Annotated in this window: 14 protein-coding genes; 5 read left to right on the forward strand and 9 right to left on the reverse strand. The window is 61.0% G+C overall.

From position 1 onward, the window contains the following. Nucleotides 1–6 precede the first annotated feature (6 nt). The 5 genes from ABDJ38_RS12580 to ABDJ38_RS12600 all read right to left on the reverse strand — a co-directional run bounded on the left by ABDJ38_RS12580 (nt 7) and on the right by ABDJ38_RS12600 (nt 8343). The gene (locus tag ABDJ38_RS12580) at nt 7–2373 is read right to left on the reverse strand and encodes a GumC family protein (protein WP_346785465.1); all 2367 of its coding nucleotides are present in this window, start codon (nt 2371–2373) and stop codon (nt 7–9) included. 144 nt (nt 2374–2517) lie between these two features. Continuing rightward, on the reverse strand, nt 2518–4476 hold the full coding sequence (asnB, locus tag ABDJ38_RS12585) for an asparagine synthase (glutamine-hydrolyzing) (RefSeq protein ID WP_346785466.1): 1959 nt from the start codon (nt 4474–4476) through the stop codon (nt 2518–2520). 44 nt (nt 4477–4520) lie between these two features. After that, a complete protein-coding gene (locus tag ABDJ38_RS12590; RefSeq protein ID WP_346785467.1) occupies nt 4521–5636 on the reverse strand; it encodes a glycosyltransferase in 1116 nt (371 codons plus the stop codon). Then, nucleotides 5633–6994, reverse strand: a complete 1362-nt coding sequence (locus ABDJ38_RS12595) for a lipopolysaccharide biosynthesis protein (RefSeq protein ID WP_346785468.1) — start codon at nt 6992–6994, stop codon at nt 5633–5635. Before ABDJ38_RS12595 ends, ABDJ38_RS12590 begins: the two co-directional genes overlap by 4 nt. Nucleotides 6995–7008: 14 nt before the next feature. Then, complete coding sequence (locus tag ABDJ38_RS12600) at nt 7009–8343, reverse strand: O-antigen ligase family protein (RefSeq protein WP_346785469.1); 1335 nt, start codon at nt 8341–8343, stop codon at nt 7009–7011. A 509-nt stretch (nt 8344–8852) separates the two neighbouring features. On the opposite strand from ABDJ38_RS12600, the gene ABDJ38_RS12605 reads away from it, so the two are divergent. Continuing rightward, nucleotides 8853–9791 (forward strand): glycosyltransferase family 4 protein, encoded by a 939-nt coding sequence (locus tag ABDJ38_RS12605; RefSeq protein WP_346785470.1) that lies wholly within the window; start codon nt 8853–8855, stop codon nt 9789–9791. An 11-nt stretch (nt 9792–9802) separates the two neighbouring features. On the opposite strand, the gene ABDJ38_RS12610 is transcribed toward ABDJ38_RS12605, so the two are convergent. From ABDJ38_RS12610 to ABDJ38_RS12625, 4 genes are all read right to left on the reverse strand, one after another. Beyond that, entirely contained in the window at nt 9803–11041 is a 1239-nt protein-coding gene (locus ABDJ38_RS12610) for an outer membrane beta-barrel protein (RefSeq protein ID WP_346785471.1), read from the reverse strand. Further along, nucleotides 11041–11616, reverse strand: a complete 576-nt coding sequence (locus ABDJ38_RS12615; protein WP_346785472.1) for a polysaccharide biosynthesis/export family protein — start codon at nt 11614–11616, stop codon at nt 11041–11043. Before ABDJ38_RS12615 ends, ABDJ38_RS12610 begins: the two co-directional genes overlap by 1 nt. Before the next feature lie 103 nt (nt 11617–11719). Next, the gene (locus tag ABDJ38_RS12620) at nt 11720–12925 is read right to left on the reverse strand and encodes a DegT/DnrJ/EryC1/StrS family aminotransferase (RefSeq protein WP_346785473.1); all 1206 of its coding nucleotides are present in this window, start codon (nt 12923–12925) and stop codon (nt 11720–11722) included. Nucleotides 12926–12968: 43 nt separating this feature from the next. Continuing rightward, on the reverse strand, nt 12969–15095 hold the full coding sequence (locus ABDJ38_RS12625) for a polysaccharide biosynthesis protein (protein WP_346785474.1): 2127 nt from the start codon (nt 15093–15095) through the stop codon (nt 12969–12971). Nucleotides 15096–15446: 351 nt separating this feature from the next. On the opposite strand from ABDJ38_RS12625, the gene ABDJ38_RS12630 reads away from it, so the two are divergent. The 4 genes from ABDJ38_RS12630 (at nt 15447) to ABDJ38_RS12645 (ending at nt 19342) form a co-directional block, all read left to right on the forward strand. Continuing rightward, complete coding sequence (locus ABDJ38_RS12630; RefSeq protein WP_346785687.1) at nt 15447–16607, forward strand: glycosyltransferase family 4 protein; 1161 nt, start codon at nt 15447–15449, stop codon at nt 16605–16607. 4 nt (nt 16608–16611) lie between these two features. Further along, nucleotides 16612–17514, forward strand: a complete 903-nt coding sequence (locus tag ABDJ38_RS12635) for a methionyl-tRNA formyltransferase (RefSeq protein WP_346785475.1) — start codon at nt 16612–16614, stop codon at nt 17512–17514. Beyond that, the gene (locus ABDJ38_RS12640) at nt 17511–18197 is read left to right on the forward strand and encodes a PIG-L deacetylase family protein (RefSeq protein ID WP_346785476.1); all 687 of its coding nucleotides are present in this window, start codon (nt 17511–17513) and stop codon (nt 18195–18197) included. The genes ABDJ38_RS12635 and ABDJ38_RS12640 overlap by 4 nt, the downstream gene beginning before the upstream one ends. A gap of 392 nt (nt 18198–18589) precedes the next feature. Continuing rightward, nucleotides 18590–19342: a LuxR C-terminal-related transcriptional regulator gene (locus ABDJ38_RS12645; protein WP_346785477.1), complete on the forward strand. Its 753-nt coding sequence runs from the start codon at nt 18590–18592 to the stop codon at nt 19340–19342. The last annotated feature ends 144 nt before the right edge of the window (nt 19343–19486 follow it).

Below are 19486 nucleotides of genomic sequence, written 5' to 3' on the forward strand. Positions count from 1 at the left end.
CAGGCTTCACAACGTTGCGTGCTCCGCAGCGGGCTTGCGACCGAAAAAGCGCATCATTCGCTCTCGCAAGGTGGCCTTCACGGGCACGTTTCCTTCGAAGTAGTCGGCGGCCTGGAAGTAGAACTGGATCGAATCACCGTACTTGCGACGGGCATGCTCGGCATAATCGACGTGATTGTAGACGCATCCGGCTACATTCCCGCTGCCCAGCATCTCGAGGGTAGCACGGAACTGCTCGATCGTCGTATCGCCCCATTTGGCCACGAGAATCGTATCGTCGGTGTAGTCGCACATCGAGCGCGCATCGCGGACCGCGAGAACCGCCGGGGCATTGACCACCACGAGATCGAACCGCGCCTTCAGTTCCTCAACCAGTTGGCCGAACCGTGATGAGCTCAGAATGGCGGCGGGTTCTGCGACAGGCTGCGAAGCACTGAGCAACAGGAAGCGGCTCAGCATGTCGTCGACATCGTTGTTGAAGACTAGCTCGGTCGAGGGAGTCTTCGCCTTCTTAGGCTCGTGATCTTCCGGGGCGGCCAGTGCGTGCAGATCGATGCTGCCGCGCACCACGTCCATAAGCTCGGGAGAGTTCATGTCTTGCTGAACCTGCTGGAGAATGCCCGAGCGACGCAGATCAAGGTCAAGAATTACCGCGCGCTTGCCCATGGCAACCGCGGCTGCGGCAACCGTAAGCGCGGTCACTGACTTGCCCTCGCCGGGCAAGGCGGAGGTCACGAGAACGCTTTGCGACGAACTAAGCGGCCTGAGCGCACGAATTTCCGAATAGGTCGAACGCGCAACTTCCGAGAACAGCGAATTGGGTTCGATGAACACCGGCGATTCGCGAAGCTTCGCCGAAATGCCGCCATCGAGCGCAGGCAGCATTCCGAACACCGGCAGGCCGAAATATTTACGGATCTGGGCCACGGTGCGCAGACGGTCATCGAGCAATTCGATGGTGAAGGCGATCATCATGCCGAGAATCGCCGCTCCGATCATGGCCACCGCAGTGACCTTCAGCGGCGCCGGAGAAATGCGCTCACCATTCGCGATTGCTGGCGAAATGATGTTGGATGTCACACCCTCCACCAGCTTTTCCGATTGGACGCGGGTGATCTGATCGGCGATCTCGGCAACGGCGGCAGCAGAGGTGACCGCGTTCCGTTCAAGCTCCTCGAGCAGCGGCGTATTGGCCGCATTCTGATAGGCCCGCGAAGTCAGCGAGGCGACGACCGACTGCAACTCACTTGCGCGCGCGGCATCGCGCGCTGCTTCCGCCCGCGCCATCTCGCGCATCCGTGCCGCTTCTGCATCGGCCTGCGCCTGAGCGTCCCGCCGTGCGGCTTCCTGTTCACGGATAAGGCTCGTCCGGACGCTCCGTAACTCGCTCTCCACTCGGGCGAGTTCGGGGTAACCGCTGCCATACGTCTGCGAAAGCCGGGCGTGCTCGGCACTCAACTCCGCTTCCTGGCGCTGCAACTGCTGCACCGCAGCCGAAGTGGCACCAGCGGTCGAACTCATCCCGGCAGCGCGGGCGATCCCAGCGCTCTGCGCGGCTGAGCCGGACCCGGCCGCCGAGGCCGAAGCCCCTTCGCTCGCAAGTCGATTGATCTGTGCGAGATCTTCAGCCCCGCCAGCGCCGGTCAGCATGCGGTTCTTGACCCTGAATTCGGCAAGCTCTTCGGCAGCCGCGACCGCACGTTCCATGCGCTGATCACGCTCCGTGCCGAGTTCGTCCAGCAGCTCCTGCCGACGCTCCGAATCGCGGTTGCGCTTCAAGTCGCGAACCGCCTGCGGGAAGGTATTCGCGATTTTCGCCGCCAGTTCGGGCGAACGAGAAATCGCAGTCAACTCGATCAAGTCCGAAGCATCCTCGGATTGGACGCTCGTCATATTCAACAACGTCGAGACGGCGATGCTCATGCGCGCTGTCTCGTCACCACTAGGGGCACCTCCCATCTCAAGCTGGAAGTCGGGGTTATCAAGCAGCCCAAGCTCATTCACGACGGCCTGGGCCGAGTTGCGCGACCGGTAGAGCTTGCTCTCGTTTGTGATGCGTTGCTTGTTCGTCGCCAGAACGTCAGCCTGGTTGGTTCCGGTCGCGTCGATCAGTTCGACCTGGATAGTGGCGGTGGAACGGTAGCGATTCGGCGAGGTCAACTGCCAGACGAGCGCACCCAGAGTGACGACGATCACCAGACCAAGCACCAGCAGCCGGTGACGCTCGAACGTCCGGATCAGGTCGACCAGGCCGAACTGGTCGGCAGCGCTGGCCTCCGCAGCCTGCGCATTCTGCTGATAATAAGGCTGGAGGTTGGTCCGCCTTGGTACGGGGAGCCCCTCTCTCGGCTGATCAAGGGCAATATCGTTCACAGAGGCTCTCCATCGTGTGTCGTGTTCCGTAGATCGCAATGTCGACCTAGACGGTTCGAGATTAGGCCAGACAGGTCGATCCGCAAAAGGGTATTGCGGAGTGCCTCGCTCTCTTTTGGCTACCTACTTTGGTTGATGCCGGGACTATTGCTCCCAGCGGTCCTTCCACAGCTCGAACATGATCAAGGTCCACAATTGCTGGCCCCAGTTCCGGCGCCCGGAAAGATGCTCCGACCAGCGACGTTCGACAAGCCGATGATCGAACAGGCCCGCTCTTGCAATACGGTCCGATGACAGCATGTCACCCGCGAAGGTGCGCAAGGGCCCACGCAGCCAATCGTTAAGCGGAATGGAAAAGCCCTGTTTGGGCCTGTCGAACAGCTCTTTGGGAAGGTGCCTCTCGAGCAAACGCCGCAGCGCGACCTTCCCCACGCCATCGCTCGAAACGCGTAGCGAATCGGGCATACGCCAGGCCATTTCAAACACTCTGTAATCGAGCAGGGGCGAACGCACCTCCAGGCTTGCAGCCATTGAGGTCCGATCGACCTTCACCAACACATCGTCCGGAAGATAGGCAATGGTATCGAGATACATCAACGTTTTCAGGTGGTCCGACGGTGCGGGCACTGCTGCATCGCCATAGGCGCAAGGGGCCTGTCCGGATGTGCCCAGAACCAGTTCATCGGGATGCCACTGCGATATGAATTCGCGATACCGCGCGCGGAAGTTATCGTGGCTCAAGACTTCGCAGAACTTTCCGATCCGGTCGCCCGACACCTCTTCGCGCATCCCTCGCGGCAGCGCGAGGCGGGCAAGCTGCAGGCCGTGATCGAAAACCGAAGTCGGGACGGCACTTGCGAGCTTCGGCAGAAATGACGGGACACGTTGCGCCATGCGCTCCATTTTCCGCATCATGGCGTAGCGTCCATAGCCGCCAAGGATTTCGTCTCCACCATCACCCGACAGCACGACCGTCACATGCTCTCGCGCCAGACGCGAGACCAGCAGCGTCGGCAACTGCGACGGATCGGCGAACGGCTCGTCGAAGACCCTTGGCATCTCCTGAACCGCATCGAGCGCCGCCTGCGGTGTCAGCGTCAGCTCCAGATGCTGCGTTCCGAGGTATTGCGCGATTTCGGCGGCAAAGTCGGCCTCGTTGAAGCGCGCCTCGCCAAAGCGGATCGTGAGGGTCTGGATGCTCTGCCCTGCAATCGCCTGCGTCCTCGCGGCGATCAGTGACGAGTCGATGCCGCCCGAAAGGAAAACGCCCAGCGGCACGTCGGAGACAAGCCGCTCCCGCACGGCCCTGTCGAGGGTACACTCGAACGCGTCGAGCGCCTCGGTTTCATCGGCGATACAAGCCTTGGTCCCGTTCGCTACCGCATCGAAAGCAGACCAGTAGGTGCGCACGCCTTCAAGCAGGTCCGCACTCGACGCGGGGGGCTCGTCCACCGATACAGTGAGGCAGGACCCCGGCGGCAGCTTGATCACGCCCTCGTATATCGTCCTGGGCGAAGGAACATAGCCGTAGCGAACATAGAGGCCCAGGGCTTCACGATCGATCGAAGGCCTTTCGAACTCAGGGTTCGCAATCAGAGCTTTCAGCTCCGAGCCGAAGACCAGTTTTCGATTGCCTACCCCAATATAGAGCGGCTTCTTTCCGATACGATCGCGCACGAAAGTGACTTCGCGACGCTTGCGATCGTAAACCGCAATGGCAAACATGCCAGCCGACTCGGCGATGGCGCCATCGATGCCATCGCGCTCGATTGCGGCCAGCAACACCTCGGTATCCGAGTGCCCCCTGAACTTGACGCCCGCGTTTTCGAACGCCGTTCGGGCATCGAGAAAGCCGAAGATCTCGCCGTTGAACACGATCGTGTATCGCCCGCTGGCAGAGTCCATCGGCTGCGCACCGGCCTCGGAAACATCGATGATCGAAAGCCGCCTGTGCCCGAGCGCCACGCGCCCCTCGTCATCGGCCCAGACGCCCTCCGCGTCTGGTCCACGGTGGATCAGGCTGTCGATCATCGGCTTCAGCGCCGCTCTTGCCGATGCGGAGCCCTGAGGGCCGTAGTTAATAAAGCCGGCAATTCCGCACATTGCGCACACCCAATGGTTCTAGCGATCTCTCGCCGATATATGTCTCAGGTTTCAAGGAAGTTATGATAATCCTTGAAAATCCTTGGCAACGAGTACTTCTCTTCAATCCGCCGAAGCGCTGATTGCGCCTTGTCGCAGTAGTCGTCGGCGGAGGCTCCGGCAAAATAGGCGATCCCGGCCGCCAACGCTTCAGGATCTCTTGGAGGGCAGACCACACCCGTATCGCCAACGATATCCGCCGCATCGCCCACATCAGTCGTGACGACCGGCCTACCATAGCTCATCGCCTCCGCCACGACATTGGGAAAGCCTTCGGTCCGGGACGACAAGACCAGCGCGTCGATCCGCTGGTAGAATGCCGTCATATCGCTAAGCTCCCCGAGCAGTTCGAACTGCTCGGGACGCGCGCCAGCTGCCTCCATCATGCTTTGCACTTCCGGATTGTCGGAGGTCATGCCCTTTCCGGCAACGCAGAAGCGCACGTGAGGATAGTCCCGGCCCGCCAAAGCCGCCGCCTTGAAGAAGTTCGGATGGTCCTTCTGCGGATGCAGCCGACCTGCGATGCCGAACACCCGGGCCGTCGCCGGCGGTACCGGCGCGGCAATGCCCGGCAAGTCGAAGCCATTGGGGATCATGATCGAATTGGGATTGTCGTAGCCGTAGTCGAGATGAAGCGCCTGCGAGCGGCTCGAATTGTACATCACGCCCCGCGGCCAGCGCGACAGCAGCCGGCATGCCCACAAGGCCGCCCTTGTGCTTTGCGTAAGCGCCCCCCGGTCTTCAAGCGACTGCCGGACCGTCCAGTACGTCGGTGTTCCCGTCAGCCGTCCTGCCATCGCGCCCAGGGCCATGGCGTGGTACATCCAGCACAGCAGAACATCGGGACGCTCGGCCCTGACCAGCGCGGCCAGTTTCGCCAGGACACGCGGCATGTGAAGCGGCGAGGTCATCCCCAGCGAATGATAGATCACATCCGGGTTGTCAGCCAGCGCGCGCGTCCGCTCCGATACGCCCCGCAGGGACACAACGACCACCCTTTTTCTCCCCCGCGAGAGACGCAAGAGACGCGCAAGCATAGTCTGCGCCCCCTCGGCTGAGGAAAAGTCGGTCACGACATGCATGATGCTGTCGGGACCGGACGCGCGACCTGCCTCGCTCATCGCACCGGCTCCTGCGCGACAGCTGATTGATGGCGTTTGTAGCCAACACGGAAGAAAATCTCGATAAACAGGAGATTGACTGCCGCAGTGGCGATATGCGCATAGTTCGCCCCGATCGCGCCAGCCATCGGAATGGCGGCCATGGCCGTTGCAAAAAAGACTGCGGTTCCCAAAACCGCGATGATAAGGATCACGTGCGGCCGGTTCATGGCGAGCATGGTCGAGCGCACAGGGGCGCCAAACATGATGAGCATCACGGCAATCAACTGCGTGATCAGCATCGGGTAAACCTGATCGTACTCGCCGCCAAGCAGCAGATCCAAGCCCTTTTCCCCAATCAACGCTGTTACCGCAATAGCACCAAGCGCGAGTCCACCCAGCACAAGCTGGACTTTCACCGTGACGGCGCGAACGTCAGCAAACCGCCGCCGAGCCCACATGCGCGAGATGTCAGGATAGATCACTGCCTGAACGTGCGTAGCAACCTGCTGCGCCACTTTCGCAAACCGCTTGGTGATATGGTAGGCGCCTGCCGGCGTGGGGCCAGCCAGGGCGCCCACGAGCAGGGTATCTGCCTCGGTGGTCAGAGTCCGCAGCGCGCTCGAAGCGTTGGTGGACCATGCAAAGGCCATGAAACCGGGAAACCGTCCGGTGAGCCCCCTGACCCCAGAGGACAGCGGATTGGGAATTCCCAGATCCTTCAATTGGCGGATCGCAAGGAGGCCGAAGACGGCGATGTTGATCAACTGGGCAACGGTCCAGATCGCGAGGAAAACGTAAAGTGGCGCGCCCAGCCACCACGCTATCCCCGCCATGGTCAGACGCAAGCCGGCCGAAAACAGCTGAAAATAGGCCAGAAGCTTGAACTTGTCGGCCATTCTCAAGGCGGCAGTCGGCACCCCGGTGATATTGAACGCGATGGCCGGAGCAAAGATCACAAGGAGATAAAAATCCGAACGATCGAGTCCGATGTAAGGAAGCGCAATATATCCGCCTGCAAGCATCAGGGCCGTTGCGAGCCAGGCACAACCAATGTCGAGGAGCAGGCCAAGGAGAAAGAGCTCGCTCATCGCTTGCGGATTTTCCTCCACGTCCTCCTGCGTGCCGAACCTGATGATGGATTGCCAGCTTTCGAACCGGATGAACCTTTCGCAAATCCGCCCCACCGTGAGGACGAGGGCAAGCACCCCGTAAGCCTCGGGTCCGAGCGCGCGAGCGGCAACAACTGTGCTCAAAGCCATTATGCCCGCCACCGCGAAGCTTCCGCTCATGAGGTGCATGATGCTGCCGATGCGCGAGCGCAGCATGGCGTTCATGTTGTTGTCCGGCGGAAGCCGTGTTGGTTTTTCGGACGCCATGGGTTCCACTGAGGCTAGTGGTTGGATCTGGAGAAAATCGGACGGGAAGCGAAGTAGGTGCTCATTGCGAGCATAACCGGAAGAATCCAGGCGCGTGAATACATGTGCGGAACCGAAACCGTGTAGACATTGAACACCGCGATCACCGAAAGGATCAGTGCGCCTTCAATGCGACTTCGCGTAACTGCCACGAAACCAGCTGCAACCATTGTCAGCAGCATCACCACGATACCCGCGAAGGCTGTAATCCCGCCCTCGTTCCAGATCAGCAGATGAAACTCGTGCACCGGGGCCCCGTGAACGCTGATCAACCGATACTGGTCAACGCCGAGGCCGATGATGCTGTTGTCCTCAGCCATTGCCCATGCCTCGTCGATAAGCTCGGAGCGTCCGGTGAAAGTGCCGGCTTCGCTGAGATCGCCGGTCGTAAGGGCTCCTGCGACGCGTTTCTCGAAGGTGGCGGGCAGGGGAAGGCCCGATGCCAGAAAAAGCGCCACACCTATCGCGCCGAGAATCGAGACACGTACCAGCATTTTGATGCCCGAGATCGCCAGATAAATGCCAACTGCGATCATCGATGCGGAAAAGGCCGTGAAAGACCCCGAGGCAAGCAGGCCCCAGACCAACAAGACGCCGCACAGGATACCAATGCCCAGGGGGATGGTCCCCCTGCGAACAGAATAAAGGAGCATGGGCAGGGCAAAAGCGATCATCGCCCCGTTTGAATTGGGATGGCCGGTCATGGAACCCAACCGCCCATTGCCGGTCAGGAAGCCCACTCCCAGCACGTCCTTTGTATCGCTATAGTCGAAAAGGAGGCTGACTGAGATGCCGATAAGCTCCGACACGGCCATTCCAATCACCAGCAGTGCCGGAAGAATTCGTGTCAGCGAAGTCTCCTGTCCCGAAAGGAGCATCGGGATCAGCGCGAAGGAGAACACATACTGCGCACCCACAATGAGCCAGCGATCCACGCCGCCGTTGATGATCGACCCTATGAAGAGCCCGAGGAGCATCAGCCCCAGCCCCAGCAACCAGAAAGCCGTGAGATTGCCGAAGGGCTTTCGGTTGATCTCTCCACGGGAAAGCATGGCGACCATGACGACACAGATCAGGATGTCGCTCAGCGTCAGATTCAATTGCGCGACGCGCAAGATGGACCATCCGCAAAAGAAGGCTGCGACCAATAGTGCAGCCCTCTTGAGACGGTTCATCGTACTAAGGGAACCGGGGACGTGATCGACGGGCTGTTCATCGAACGCACGACTGGCTCCATCGCGATGATCCGCGAAAGGGCTGCCAGAGAAACTCTGCTGCGGCGTCAAATACAAGTCTCGTTGCTCGCTCATCGCGCATCTCCTGCCACCCGATGCGCGTTCGAACAACGGCGTATCCGTACACTTCAGATCGCATTCGGGCTATGCGACCTTCGCAGGAATTGGCGGCTTAGCTATACCAAAGATACCTTGCTGAAACGCACTCCCGATGTGAGACAGACAGCCAAAGCAAAGTAGAGTACCGCAATGTGGCAACAAAATCCCCTCCAAGAGAGCTCTATTGCGTGCCATGACCGTCGCGATAACCCACTGACAGGAGCAATCTTGGCATGACCGCTCCTTTCCAAGAGGATCCAGTCGCAGAGGTCGGCGCAACCGAATTGCAGCGGGCAACAATCTGCTACCCCTTTGCGGGAGACATTATCGGAGGCAGCCACTTCTCGCTTCGTGGTCTGCTCGAAAACCTCGATCCTTCACGATATCGTGTCATCATCGTGCCCGAGGTCGCCAACGGCATGACTGCCGCCCATTTCGCAGGGTTCGAGCAGGTCGAAGATGCGGCACGACCAAGCACCCCCTTCATGCCGGGCGAGAAGTTCAGCGTCGCGAAGTTCATGAGCACCTTTTCCGGGCTGGCGAAGCGCGTCCGTTTCCTGCGCGAACAAGGCGTCGATATCGTTCATACGAATGACGGACGCACACATGCCTCCTGGGCGCTGGCTGCCCGCCTGGCAGGCTTGCCGCTCGTGTGGCACCATCGCGCCGATCCGACTGCCCTGGGGCTACGCTTTTTGGCTCCGCTCGTGGCAAGCAAGGTTCTCACCGTATCCGCTTTTTCGCTCCCGAAGGGTGGGATTTGGAGTGCTGCGAAAAAGGCCGAGGTTGTCTTCAGCCCATTCGATACATCGATCAACGTGGATCGCGAGGCGGCACGCAGGCGTGTTCTGGATCTGGCAGGCCTTCCCGACGATGCGTTTGTCGTGGGCTATTTCGGCAGCTTCATCTCTCGCAAGCGGCCGCTGCTGTTCGTCGATGTCATTGCCGAACTTCGCTCGCAGATGGATCGGCCCGTCTACGGATTGATGTTCGGCGAGGCTCAGGATGCTGAAATGGATCGCATGCTACGCGACCATATCGAGCACAAGGGAGTAGGCGACCAGGTCAGGCTGATGGGTTTCCATACGCCCGGACACGAATTGATTGCCGGTTGCGACCAGCTCATGGTTCCCGCAGTGCATGAGCCGCTTGGGCGCACTCTGGTCGAAGCGATGCTCGTGCGCACCCCGGTCGTAGCCACGTGCTCGGGCGGCAACCCAGAAGCGCTTGCGGATGACTGCGGCGTGCTGGTTAAGCCCGAAAGCGCCATCGCCCTCGCCGAAGGAATTATGTCCCTGCTCGCAAATCCGGAGGGTTGCGAAGCGATGGTCTCGCGTGCCGAGAAATCGGCACGCGAGAGGTTCGGCAAGGAGCGACACGCCGCCTCGATTATGCGCATCTACGACGAACTACTGGGGCGGTAACCGCCCCAGCGTCAGAACCGCAGCCGCGCGGAGAGGCTTGTTCGGAACCGGTCGAATTCCTGTGTTGGATCATCGCTTTGACGGTCCGACGCCTGAACCTCGGCAATGAAGGACAGTCCCTTCCCTGCGAGGAACTCCAGCGCCAGATTCCCGCCAATACTGCGCTCCTCGATCCCGCTGCCGATGTACTTGTTCCGCATATACCTGAGGCTGGCACGCCCATAGAGGTTATGCCGCATCTCCACCTGCCCCGTCACCGTAACGCGGCTATCGGTGCGCGACTGGGCGCCGCGACGCGAAGTCGCGACATCTCCGTTGAACACGTCAACGATAATAGCGGTCCGGCGGGTCGGAAGGTAGGAAACCAAGACGTTGGCGGAGAACCCCGTTCGCCCGTCGAGAGTGGGATCGGACGGATCGAAACGGAAAAAGCCCAGCCGGGCGCGACCGCGCAGGCGCTCGCTATCGATAAAATCCACACCTGCCTGGGCACCGTAGGTCGTTGCATCACGGTCCGGACCGGTGGGCGTTGCCCCGATACGGAAGTCCCTGACGTTGACGTAACCGGTAACCGTCGCAAAGATAGGCCCGCTTACCCTGTAGCCAGCGGTCGCTCTCCCGACATAGGTTGTGAAATCCCGATCATCGTCGATAGGTGAGGTCGCATCGATCTTGCTGTATGACGTTTCGACAGAGAACAGCGTACGCCCGCCGGTACGACGATAATCGAGGTTTGCGAATATGCTGTCGTAAAGGCGTGGCCCAAGCCCAACCAGGTTACGTGCTTCGGGATCGCCCCGATTTTCCTTTAATCGCGCATATCCCGCTCTGACGTGCAGCTGATTGTTTTCGTCAGGGTTAGATACGACATCTCCCGAGACGCCATATGTGTCGGAATTTTCGTTGGTCAGATCGGCATAGCGGCTGAATTCGCCGTAGCCCTCGATCCGAAGACGCAGTCCCTGATCACCGACCCGTGCAACCAGTTCAGGCCTTACCAAGAATTCCACGTCCTCAAGCTCAGCCCCGTCCGGGTCCGCAAGGACGTTGGTGTCGTACATCGTTCGGGCCATGACACTCGGCGAGACCTGGAACGGCCCCACCGTGACAGGTTCCACCTCGTACTCGGGGTCATTCCCCGCAACGGTATTGGCAATTGTGGTCTGGGCGAGTGCGCTGGTCGAGGTAAAGAGAACCCAAGCCAGCGCGAAGGCTTTCCCTACCCGTTGCGGGCCTTTCGCGAAGCGCATCAGAACCAGCGCTCGTATACGCGGATCCGATCGCCGGGCAGGATCGGGCTGTCTTCGGTGGCGATGCCGGTGGTCTGCCGATCGCCAACCGAGCGGGTAACCGCGACCTCACCTGTCTTGGCGCGGTAGGTATAGCCCCCGGCCATCGACACCGCAGCAAATACGGTGAGCCCTTGGCGGAACGAATATTCGCCCGGGCTGCGGACTTCGCCCATGATGTAGATCGGCCGCAGGTCGATTGGCTGGACCGTGACGTTCGGCTCCTTGAGGACATCGTTCTCGACCAGCCGCGCGGCAATCGCGTTCTGAACCTCGACATAGGACAGGCCCGAGATCTGCACCTGGTTCACCAGCGGCAGCGAGACAGAGCCCGTTTCATCGACGATGTATTCCCCGTCCATCGTGTCCAGATCCTGCACCGCGATGCGGATCTTGTCGCCCGGTGCAAGACGCAGCTCCGCGCTGCCGATGCTCTCCAGCGGAGGAAGCTCACCGATGCCGCTTGTGCACCCTCCCAGCAAGGCAAGGCAGGTTGCGGCAAAAAGGACGGGAACGTGTTTCTGGATCCTGCTCATGAGCACCCCTTTCATACTACGATTGAGAACAATGGCACACCGAAGAGTCCGTTCGCCGACATGCCGTCATGAAATTCGAAGGATGGTTCGCGATCGGACATCATCAGGCTTTCAAATAACGGTTGGCAACTTCGGCGAGACAGCGACCAACGTACGCGGTTTGCGCGGGAGTTAGCGTGTGATCGACCTGGAACATGATCGTCTCCCGCCCGAGCTGATGGGCATTGGCAAGCTCTCCGTCTCGCCGAACGTCCATTTCGTCAAGTGCGGCCTCGCGGCTCATGTCCGGGCACGAGCCGCTGCCACAGGTGATGCCCCGCGCGATCAGGTCGCCGATAATGTCCGATCGCGAACGCCCCGGCGCGAGACGGTCGAGGTCAACGCGGACATAGGCCTTGTAGTAGCTTGACCTTGCCTGCTGCGGCAGCCGCATGGCCATTATGGCCGGGCTCTTGCAGGCTTCCGCGATCAGGGCTTCGGCATTGGCGCGTCGCTGCGCCAGCCAGCCGTCGAGCTTGGCCAACTGCCTGCGCCCGATCGCGGCCTGCATTTCGGTCATCCGGAAGTTGCTGCCGAAGCTGTCGTGAAGATAGCGGAATGCACCCGGAGTACCGGAATGGGGTTCGCGCAGGCGAACGGGGTCCTTGCCGTGATCCTTGTAGGCCCAGGCCGCACGCCAGACTGCTTCGTCGCGCATGACCAGCATTCCGCCTTCGCCGCCGGTCGACATGATCTTGTCGGTGCAGAACGAGAACGAACCCGCATCGCCGAACGAGCCGACCTGACGGCCTTCCCACGTAGCGCCATGCGCCTGCGCGCAATCCTCCACGAGATAGAGCTCGTTCGCGGCGGCGATCTCGCACAGTCGGCCCATGTCGCAAGGCTGGCCGGCAAGATGGACACAGACGATGGCCCGCGTGTTCTCTCCGATCAAGCGCTCCACCGAAGCGGGGTCGATGTTCTGGGTATCAACCTCGACATCGGCAAACACCGGGTTTGCACCGACTGCCACCACCGCGCTGGCCGTGGCGAAGAAGCTGCGCGCAGGCACGATCACCTCGTCGCCCGCACCGATGCCCAGCGCACGCAGCGCCAGCTCGATCGAAACCGTACCATTGCTTACTGCGATCGCATGGGGAACGCCGACATAGCGCGCAAATTCCTCTTCGAACGCGCGATTTTCCGTACCGTGGACCAGCGCGTTGACCCTGCCCGACTGCAGCACCGCGGTGGCCGCTTCGATCTCGTCAGCCTCGTGCCTGGGCCAATGCGAGGTGGTGTCCACAGGCTCAGCCGGCTCACGAACCATTACATCTTCGCCCCGGACCGTTTGCGTCTCTTGCGTCATCTGCTCAGCGCTCCTCGACGGTAAGATGCGATCGCCCGAGCAGCGATCTCGTGTTGGCGACAAACCCGGCCAAAGTGGGCGAGCTGCTTGGCAAACTGGTAAGGTGGTGCGCGATACGCCTCACATTGCCGTCGTTGCCTTTGCTGATTTCGATGCCGATCTGCTCTATCGCACGGGTGATGAGTGGCAAGGGGACCGGGTGCGACTGGGCTTCGAAAATGCCCGGAATCGATGATGGCTGCTGCACTTCGCAGCTATCAAACAGCTCCTCATAAAGCTTCTCGCCAGGGCGCAGGCCCGTGAAGTTGATCTCGATGTCGATGTCGGGCTCAAGACCGTGCAAGCGAATCATCCGCCGGGCCAGATCAACGATCTTCACCGGCTCGCCCATGTCGAGCACCATGATCCGGCCGCGCGGCGTACCATCTTGCAGAGCGCGCGAGCTGCTCTCCAGGATCAGCTGCACGGCTTCGCGCACCGTCATGAAGAACCGCTTCATCTCGGGATGGGTAACGGTCAGCGGCCCGCCTGCGAGCAGCTGGCTCTTGAACAGCGGAACGACCGAGCCGGACGACCCGAGAACGTTGCCGAAACGCGTAGTCATAAAACGCGGCGCATCCGGATCGTCGATGCCGCAAAGGTCAAGCGACTGCGCGTAAAGCTCGCCCACGCGCTTGCTTGCGCCCATGATGCCGACCGGGTTCACCGCCTTGTCGGTGCTCACCTGCACCATTGCCCTGGCGCCGAACTCGCACACCGCATCGGCAACGTTCTTCGTGCCGATGATGTTGGTGTGCGCACCGGCGCAGGCATTGGCCTCGGCAATCGGCACGTGCTTGATCGCCGCGGCATGGTAGACGATGGCGGGCTGATGCCGCTCGAACACCCGCCGAATCTCGGCGAAATCGCGGATATCGCACAACGAAATCGCCAGCGGCACCTCGGGATAGGCTTCGCGCACCTGCCGCTCGATCGTGTAGAGATTGAACTCGGAATGATCGAGGAGAACCAGCTTGGTCGGCTTGAACCCGGCGAGCTGCCTTGCCAGCTCCCCGCCGATGGTTCCGCCAGCCCCTGTCACAAGGATCGTTTCTCCGGCCACCTGCTTCGAGATGGTCGCCTCGCGCAGTTCGAATTCGCGCCTTCCGAGCAGATCGCTGGTAGACAGCTTATCGAGCGACGAACCGTTCGCGCGCCCGAGCAAATGCCCCCAGTCGTCGCCCACGCGCTCGATCTTGATGCCCAGGTCGCGCGTCCGACGGGTAATCGAGGCCACGTCGCGCGGGCTGAGATTGATCGCGTCATCGCACAGGATCACGGTGTCGGGACGCCGGGAGCGCTCCTCCAGTGCGAGCACCGCTGACAACAGGTGCTCCGGGCACCCGAGCACGGGGACCCCGCGAAGCTGCGAGATCGGCCCGTCGCCTTCAGGCACGAGGCTACCTACGACCACGATCGGCGAGTTCCTGTCGGCGTGGATGATCCTGATCGCCGATTCCACCCAATCCGCACGCCCGACGAGCACGACTTTCTCGTGATTGGCCAAATCCTCCACCGACGCCTCGCGCTTGAAAGAGAAGGTTGGAATTCGCAGGGCAGCCCGTCGAGCCAGCCGCATCGCCTGCATGAACAGCAGGGAAAGGCAGAAATGCAGGATAGCCAGCAGGACAAGCTGCCGCACATTCGAGATATCGAAAACGAACCAGATCGCCGCCCAGAATATTCCGATCACAATGGCAACATTGAGGGTCAAAACGAAGCAATCGGCGAGCGATGTAAACCGCCAGTTGCGCTTATAGAGACCGGTGATGAACATGCCGAACACAGCGATGGCGCTGCCCGTCACCACGAAAAGCGGAAGCGTGACCATGCTTGCCCGGGCTTCGATCAATTGCTCGATGAACGGCAAAAGCAGCAAAAGCGCGCCTGCAATTGCCGTAAAATCGAGCGTCATCACGCCAACCAGACGAATGATCTTTTTCCAGCGAGCGGCAGAGGCAATGCCGAAACGCGCGGCCAAAACACGAGAGAGACGGGTGAGACGCCCGCCCCCATAGAAGGTGAGATCATCGCTTCCATCGGAAACAGCCTTCGCGGCGGTCTCGGCTTCTGCTGTCACTGCTTTCGCCATCCTTCAGCCTTTTCCCCCTCTTGCCGATCAGCACTCCGGGAATTCCAACAAGCCTGACAATTATCCGCTATGAGGCATGGGCGCACTTGCGCATCATAGGATCAGCCAAAAGGGTTTGCGGGACCGGTTCTTACTCTGGCAGGACAGAGCAGGTGCTCCGAAAGGGTAGGCGTGAGACCCTCGAAAGGAGGAGGCGCCATCCCTCTAACGCCCCTTCACTCCCCCATGATTGGAGCAGGTGACCTTTCGCCTATTCGACCAAATGCAGATGTTCTCGCCCCCACAAACAAGGCATACGCACTGTATATCCTAGCGTAGTGCCGGGCCGAAGAGGAGACAATCTTGAAAGTTGTGGTGCTTTCCAGTCTGGCGTTTTCGCTGGTCAACTTCCGCGGACGGCTGCTTGAAGCGATGCGGCAGGCAGGCCACGAAGTCGTTGCAGTCGCGCCCGACGACGATCCCAAGGTGCGCGCCCGCCTCGAACAGATGGGCGTGCAATTTCGCACCGTTCCCATGGCAAGAACGGGCACGAACCTGGTTACAGACCTGAAGACGATCGGGGCCTATGTGCAACTGCTGCGCGAAGAGGCGCCCGATGCAGTTGTCGCCTATACGCAAAAGCCGATTATCTACGGTGGTATTGCCTGTCGGCTCGCAGGCGTGAAACGGTACTTCGCGCTCATGTCCGGGCTTGGCTATCTGTTCAGCGATGCCGCCTCTGACCGGCGTTTGCTCAAAGGCCTGTTCTGCCGTCTTTATCGCGCGGGGCTGAAACGGGCCGAGAAAATCTTCGTGTTCAACTCCGACGACCGGCCCGATATGGTCGCGGCCGGGATCGTCGACCCGTCATCGCCGGTCCTCGAAGTGCCGGGTTCAGGCGTCGATCTCGAACGGTTCACCCAGGCACCACTGCCGGAAGGGCCGCTGCACTTCCTCATGATCGGACGCCTCATGCGCGATAAGGGCGTGTGGGAATATGCCGAGGCGGCCGCGATGATAGCCTCACGCCACCCCGATGTGCGCTTCAGCCTGATCGGCCGGATGGAACCAAGCAACCCGACCGGCTTGCAGGCCGCCGATCTCGCGAGGCTCAAGAGCGACTATCCGGTCGACCTGATCGACGAGACCGACGACGTGCCCTCCTTTCTCGCCAAGTGCCACGTCTTTGTTCTGCCGACCTATTATCGGGAGGGCCTGCCGCGCGCCATCCTCGAAGCCCTCGCGGTCGGTCGCGCGATCGTGACGACCGATATGCCGGGCTGTCGCGATGCCGTAACCAACGGCGTCAACGGGTTCCTGGTTATCCCGCGTGACGCACAAAGCCTAGCGGAGGCGATGGAGACACTGGTGGAGAATCCCCAGTTGGTAAGCGATATGAGCGAGCGCTCGCGCCAGCTTGCGGAGGACGTTTACGATGTACGCAGGGTCAACCAGCTGCTGATGCAGGAAATGGGCCTTCTGCGCGATCAGGCAGCCCCTTCCCGGCCAACACAAGTGCACGAGGCGACATAGGACAATGAGGACTGCACTCGTCGGAGCGGTTGAAGGCTCCTTGTGGGCCCTGCGAGCAATGATCGACGCTGGCTGCCCGCCGGTCGTGGTGGCCACTCTGGCGCCGGAGCTGTCGAAACGGCATTCCGACTTCGTCGATCTAGCGCCTCTCGCCCGCGAACATGGCATCCGCGTGGTGCACGTGCGCAACATCAACGAGCCGGAAGCAATAGCCGCGATCGGAGCCGAAGCGCCTGACTATATCTTCGTGGTCGGATGGTCGCAGATCTGCGGCCCCGAGTTCCGCCAGCTCGCCCCCGAACGCGTGATCGGCTACCACCCCACCGCCCTGCCGCGAATGAGGGGCCGCGCCGCCTTGCCCTGGACCATCCTCAACGACGAGAAGATCACCGGCGGCACGCTGTTCTGGGTCGACGAAGGGGTGGACTCGGGCGACATCCTTGAACAGCGCTTCTTCCATATCGCGCCGCGAGAAACCGCCCGCTCGCTCTACGACAAGCACATGCAGGCGCTCGATGCGATGATCCGGGCCAGCATCGCATCGCTTGCCTCCGGCGCCCCGCCCCACACGAAGCAGGACGAAACCTGCGCAACCTATGCCGCAAGGCGCGGCCCGGAAGACGGGCGCATCGACTGGACCGCATCGGCCGACGCCATCGACCGCCTCATCCGCGCCGTCGGCGAACCATATCCCGGAGCCTTCACCTCTCATGCGGGCAAGCGGCTGGTGATCTGGCGAGCCTTTCCCATGGCCGATCATGACCATCACGCGATGGCGGGGCAGGTTGTGCGCGTTTGCGACGAACATTTCGACGTGGTCACCGGCAATGGAGTGCTCCGCGTCGAGGAATGGGAGGGAGAAGACATCTCCTCCATCCGTAACCACATAGTACTGGGACAATCATGACCGACAGCCTGGCTCACCTTGGAAAGACGCTGATTGTTGCCCCCCATCCCGACGATGAGGTTCTGGGCTGCGGCGGCACCATCGCGCGGCTGGCCGACGCCGGTCAGGAAGTTCACGTCGCGGTGGTCACCCGCGGCTATGAACCGGCCTTTCCCGAGGCGCTGATCGAACAGGTGCGTGCCGAACTGGCCGAGGCGCACAAGGTCCTCGGGGTCGCGAAGTGCCACTTTCTCGACCTGCCGGCGGCTGCGCTGGACACGCTGCCCGCTGCAAAGCTCAACGCGGCAATCGGCGGCCTGGTGCGCGAAATTGCACCGGAAACGCTGTTCCTGCCATTCATTGGCGATATCCATGTCGATCACCAGCTTGTGTTCACAGCCGGGCTGGTCTCCGCACGGCCGAGGGGGCCAGAGGCCCCCCGACGAGTCTATGCCTATGAGACTCTGTCCGAGACCAACTGGGCCGCCCCCGGTGTGACCGAGACCTTCGCCCCGAACGTCTATTTCGACATCAGCGACACGATCGAGCGAAAGCTGCGCGCCTTTGCCTGCTTCGAAAGCCAGGTGAAACCCTTTCCGGATGAACGCTCGCTCAAGACGATCGAAGCGCTCGCAACGGTGCGAGGGTCCACGGTTTACCTCCCCGCGGCCGAAGCCTTCATGCTTCTGCGCGAGATCGGCTGAACAGTCCGAACGAGCAGACTAGCCCCTTCGAGCGATGTGAATCGCACCAGACGCGGGCAGGCGGCCCTGCCGGAATCCTGATCGCGCAAACGACATGCAGGGCGTGTTGCCGCTGGCCCACCTGCGCTTTGATCCCCTTGCATTACTCCCGCGCCAATGGCGGAAATGCGTCATTTGAGGCGGCGCGCGCGTTCGTGGCGCTGGCAACGAACGAAACAAAACTGTCCAGTTTTTAGACTCGACGAATCGTCTCCCTTGCGGTTAATCCCTTGTCCACCATACAGGGGTTCCAACGAGATGCGGTCGGCAAGCGAGGCTGGGCAGAGATGCCCTCCGGCTAGCCGCACGAAACTTTCGGGTCGCACACGATCACTCGAAGGGGGTATGTGTAAATGGAAAACTCGTCGCACGTGTCTGTCGCTGTAATAAGCGATAACGCGCTCGCACGTGAGGGATTGAGGCGAATTCTTGACGGCGAAGAGTTCGTCGTCGTGGGATCCCACGCCTCAAGTCGCGGCCTGGCCGAACTGCAGGACCATCAGATCAAGCCGGAAATGGTCATCCTGGATATCGGGGATGACCATAACCTTTCCGCCGAAATCGAGGTGTGCAAGCGGGCCATGCCCGATGCCAAGGTTGTCATCCTGAGCAACGATTTCGACTTCGACCTGATGTTCGAGGCTTTCAAGGCCGGTTCGGACGCCTACATGGTCAAGCGGATCGATTGCGAAGCCCTGATTGGGTCGCTGCGGCTCGTGAAACTGGGCGAAAAGGTCATGCCGAGCGAGCTAGCCAAGGGCTTCCCCGCGCGCTGGACCGGACGCCTGCTTCCCTCGATGCCCGAACGCGACGCGATTGCGTTGCTATCGGACCGCGAAATCGAGACTTTGCGTTACCTGATCCTGGGCTCGCCCAACAAGGTCATTGCTGGCCGTCTCGACATCAGCGAGGCAACGGTCAAGGTCCACGTCAAGGCAATCTTGCGCAAACTCGGCGCGCAGAACCGTACGCAGGCCGCCATCTGGGCGGTCAATAACGGGATCGAGCTCAACCACTCGGAACTGGCCTCCGCCTATGGATCGGAAGCCGGGAGCATCGGTATGACCGCAATGGACGATATCGAGAGTGCCGCAGCGGTCGGTTGAGACCGCCGCGCATTCTCGCCCCCCGACAGCCGACAGTCCTCCGGCGAAAGACGCTTCGACTTTGACAGCGGCCGTGAAGGACTGTTCGGCGATAGGACGGGCATTACTGCGCAACCTTGAGAATGCTGCAACGACCCACTGTAC

It is taken from the genome of Aurantiacibacter flavus, from assembly GCF_039710615.1.
In the GTDB taxonomy this organism is placed as follows: domain Bacteria; phylum Pseudomonadota; class Alphaproteobacteria; order Sphingomonadales; family Sphingomonadaceae; genus Alteraurantiacibacter; species Alteraurantiacibacter flavus.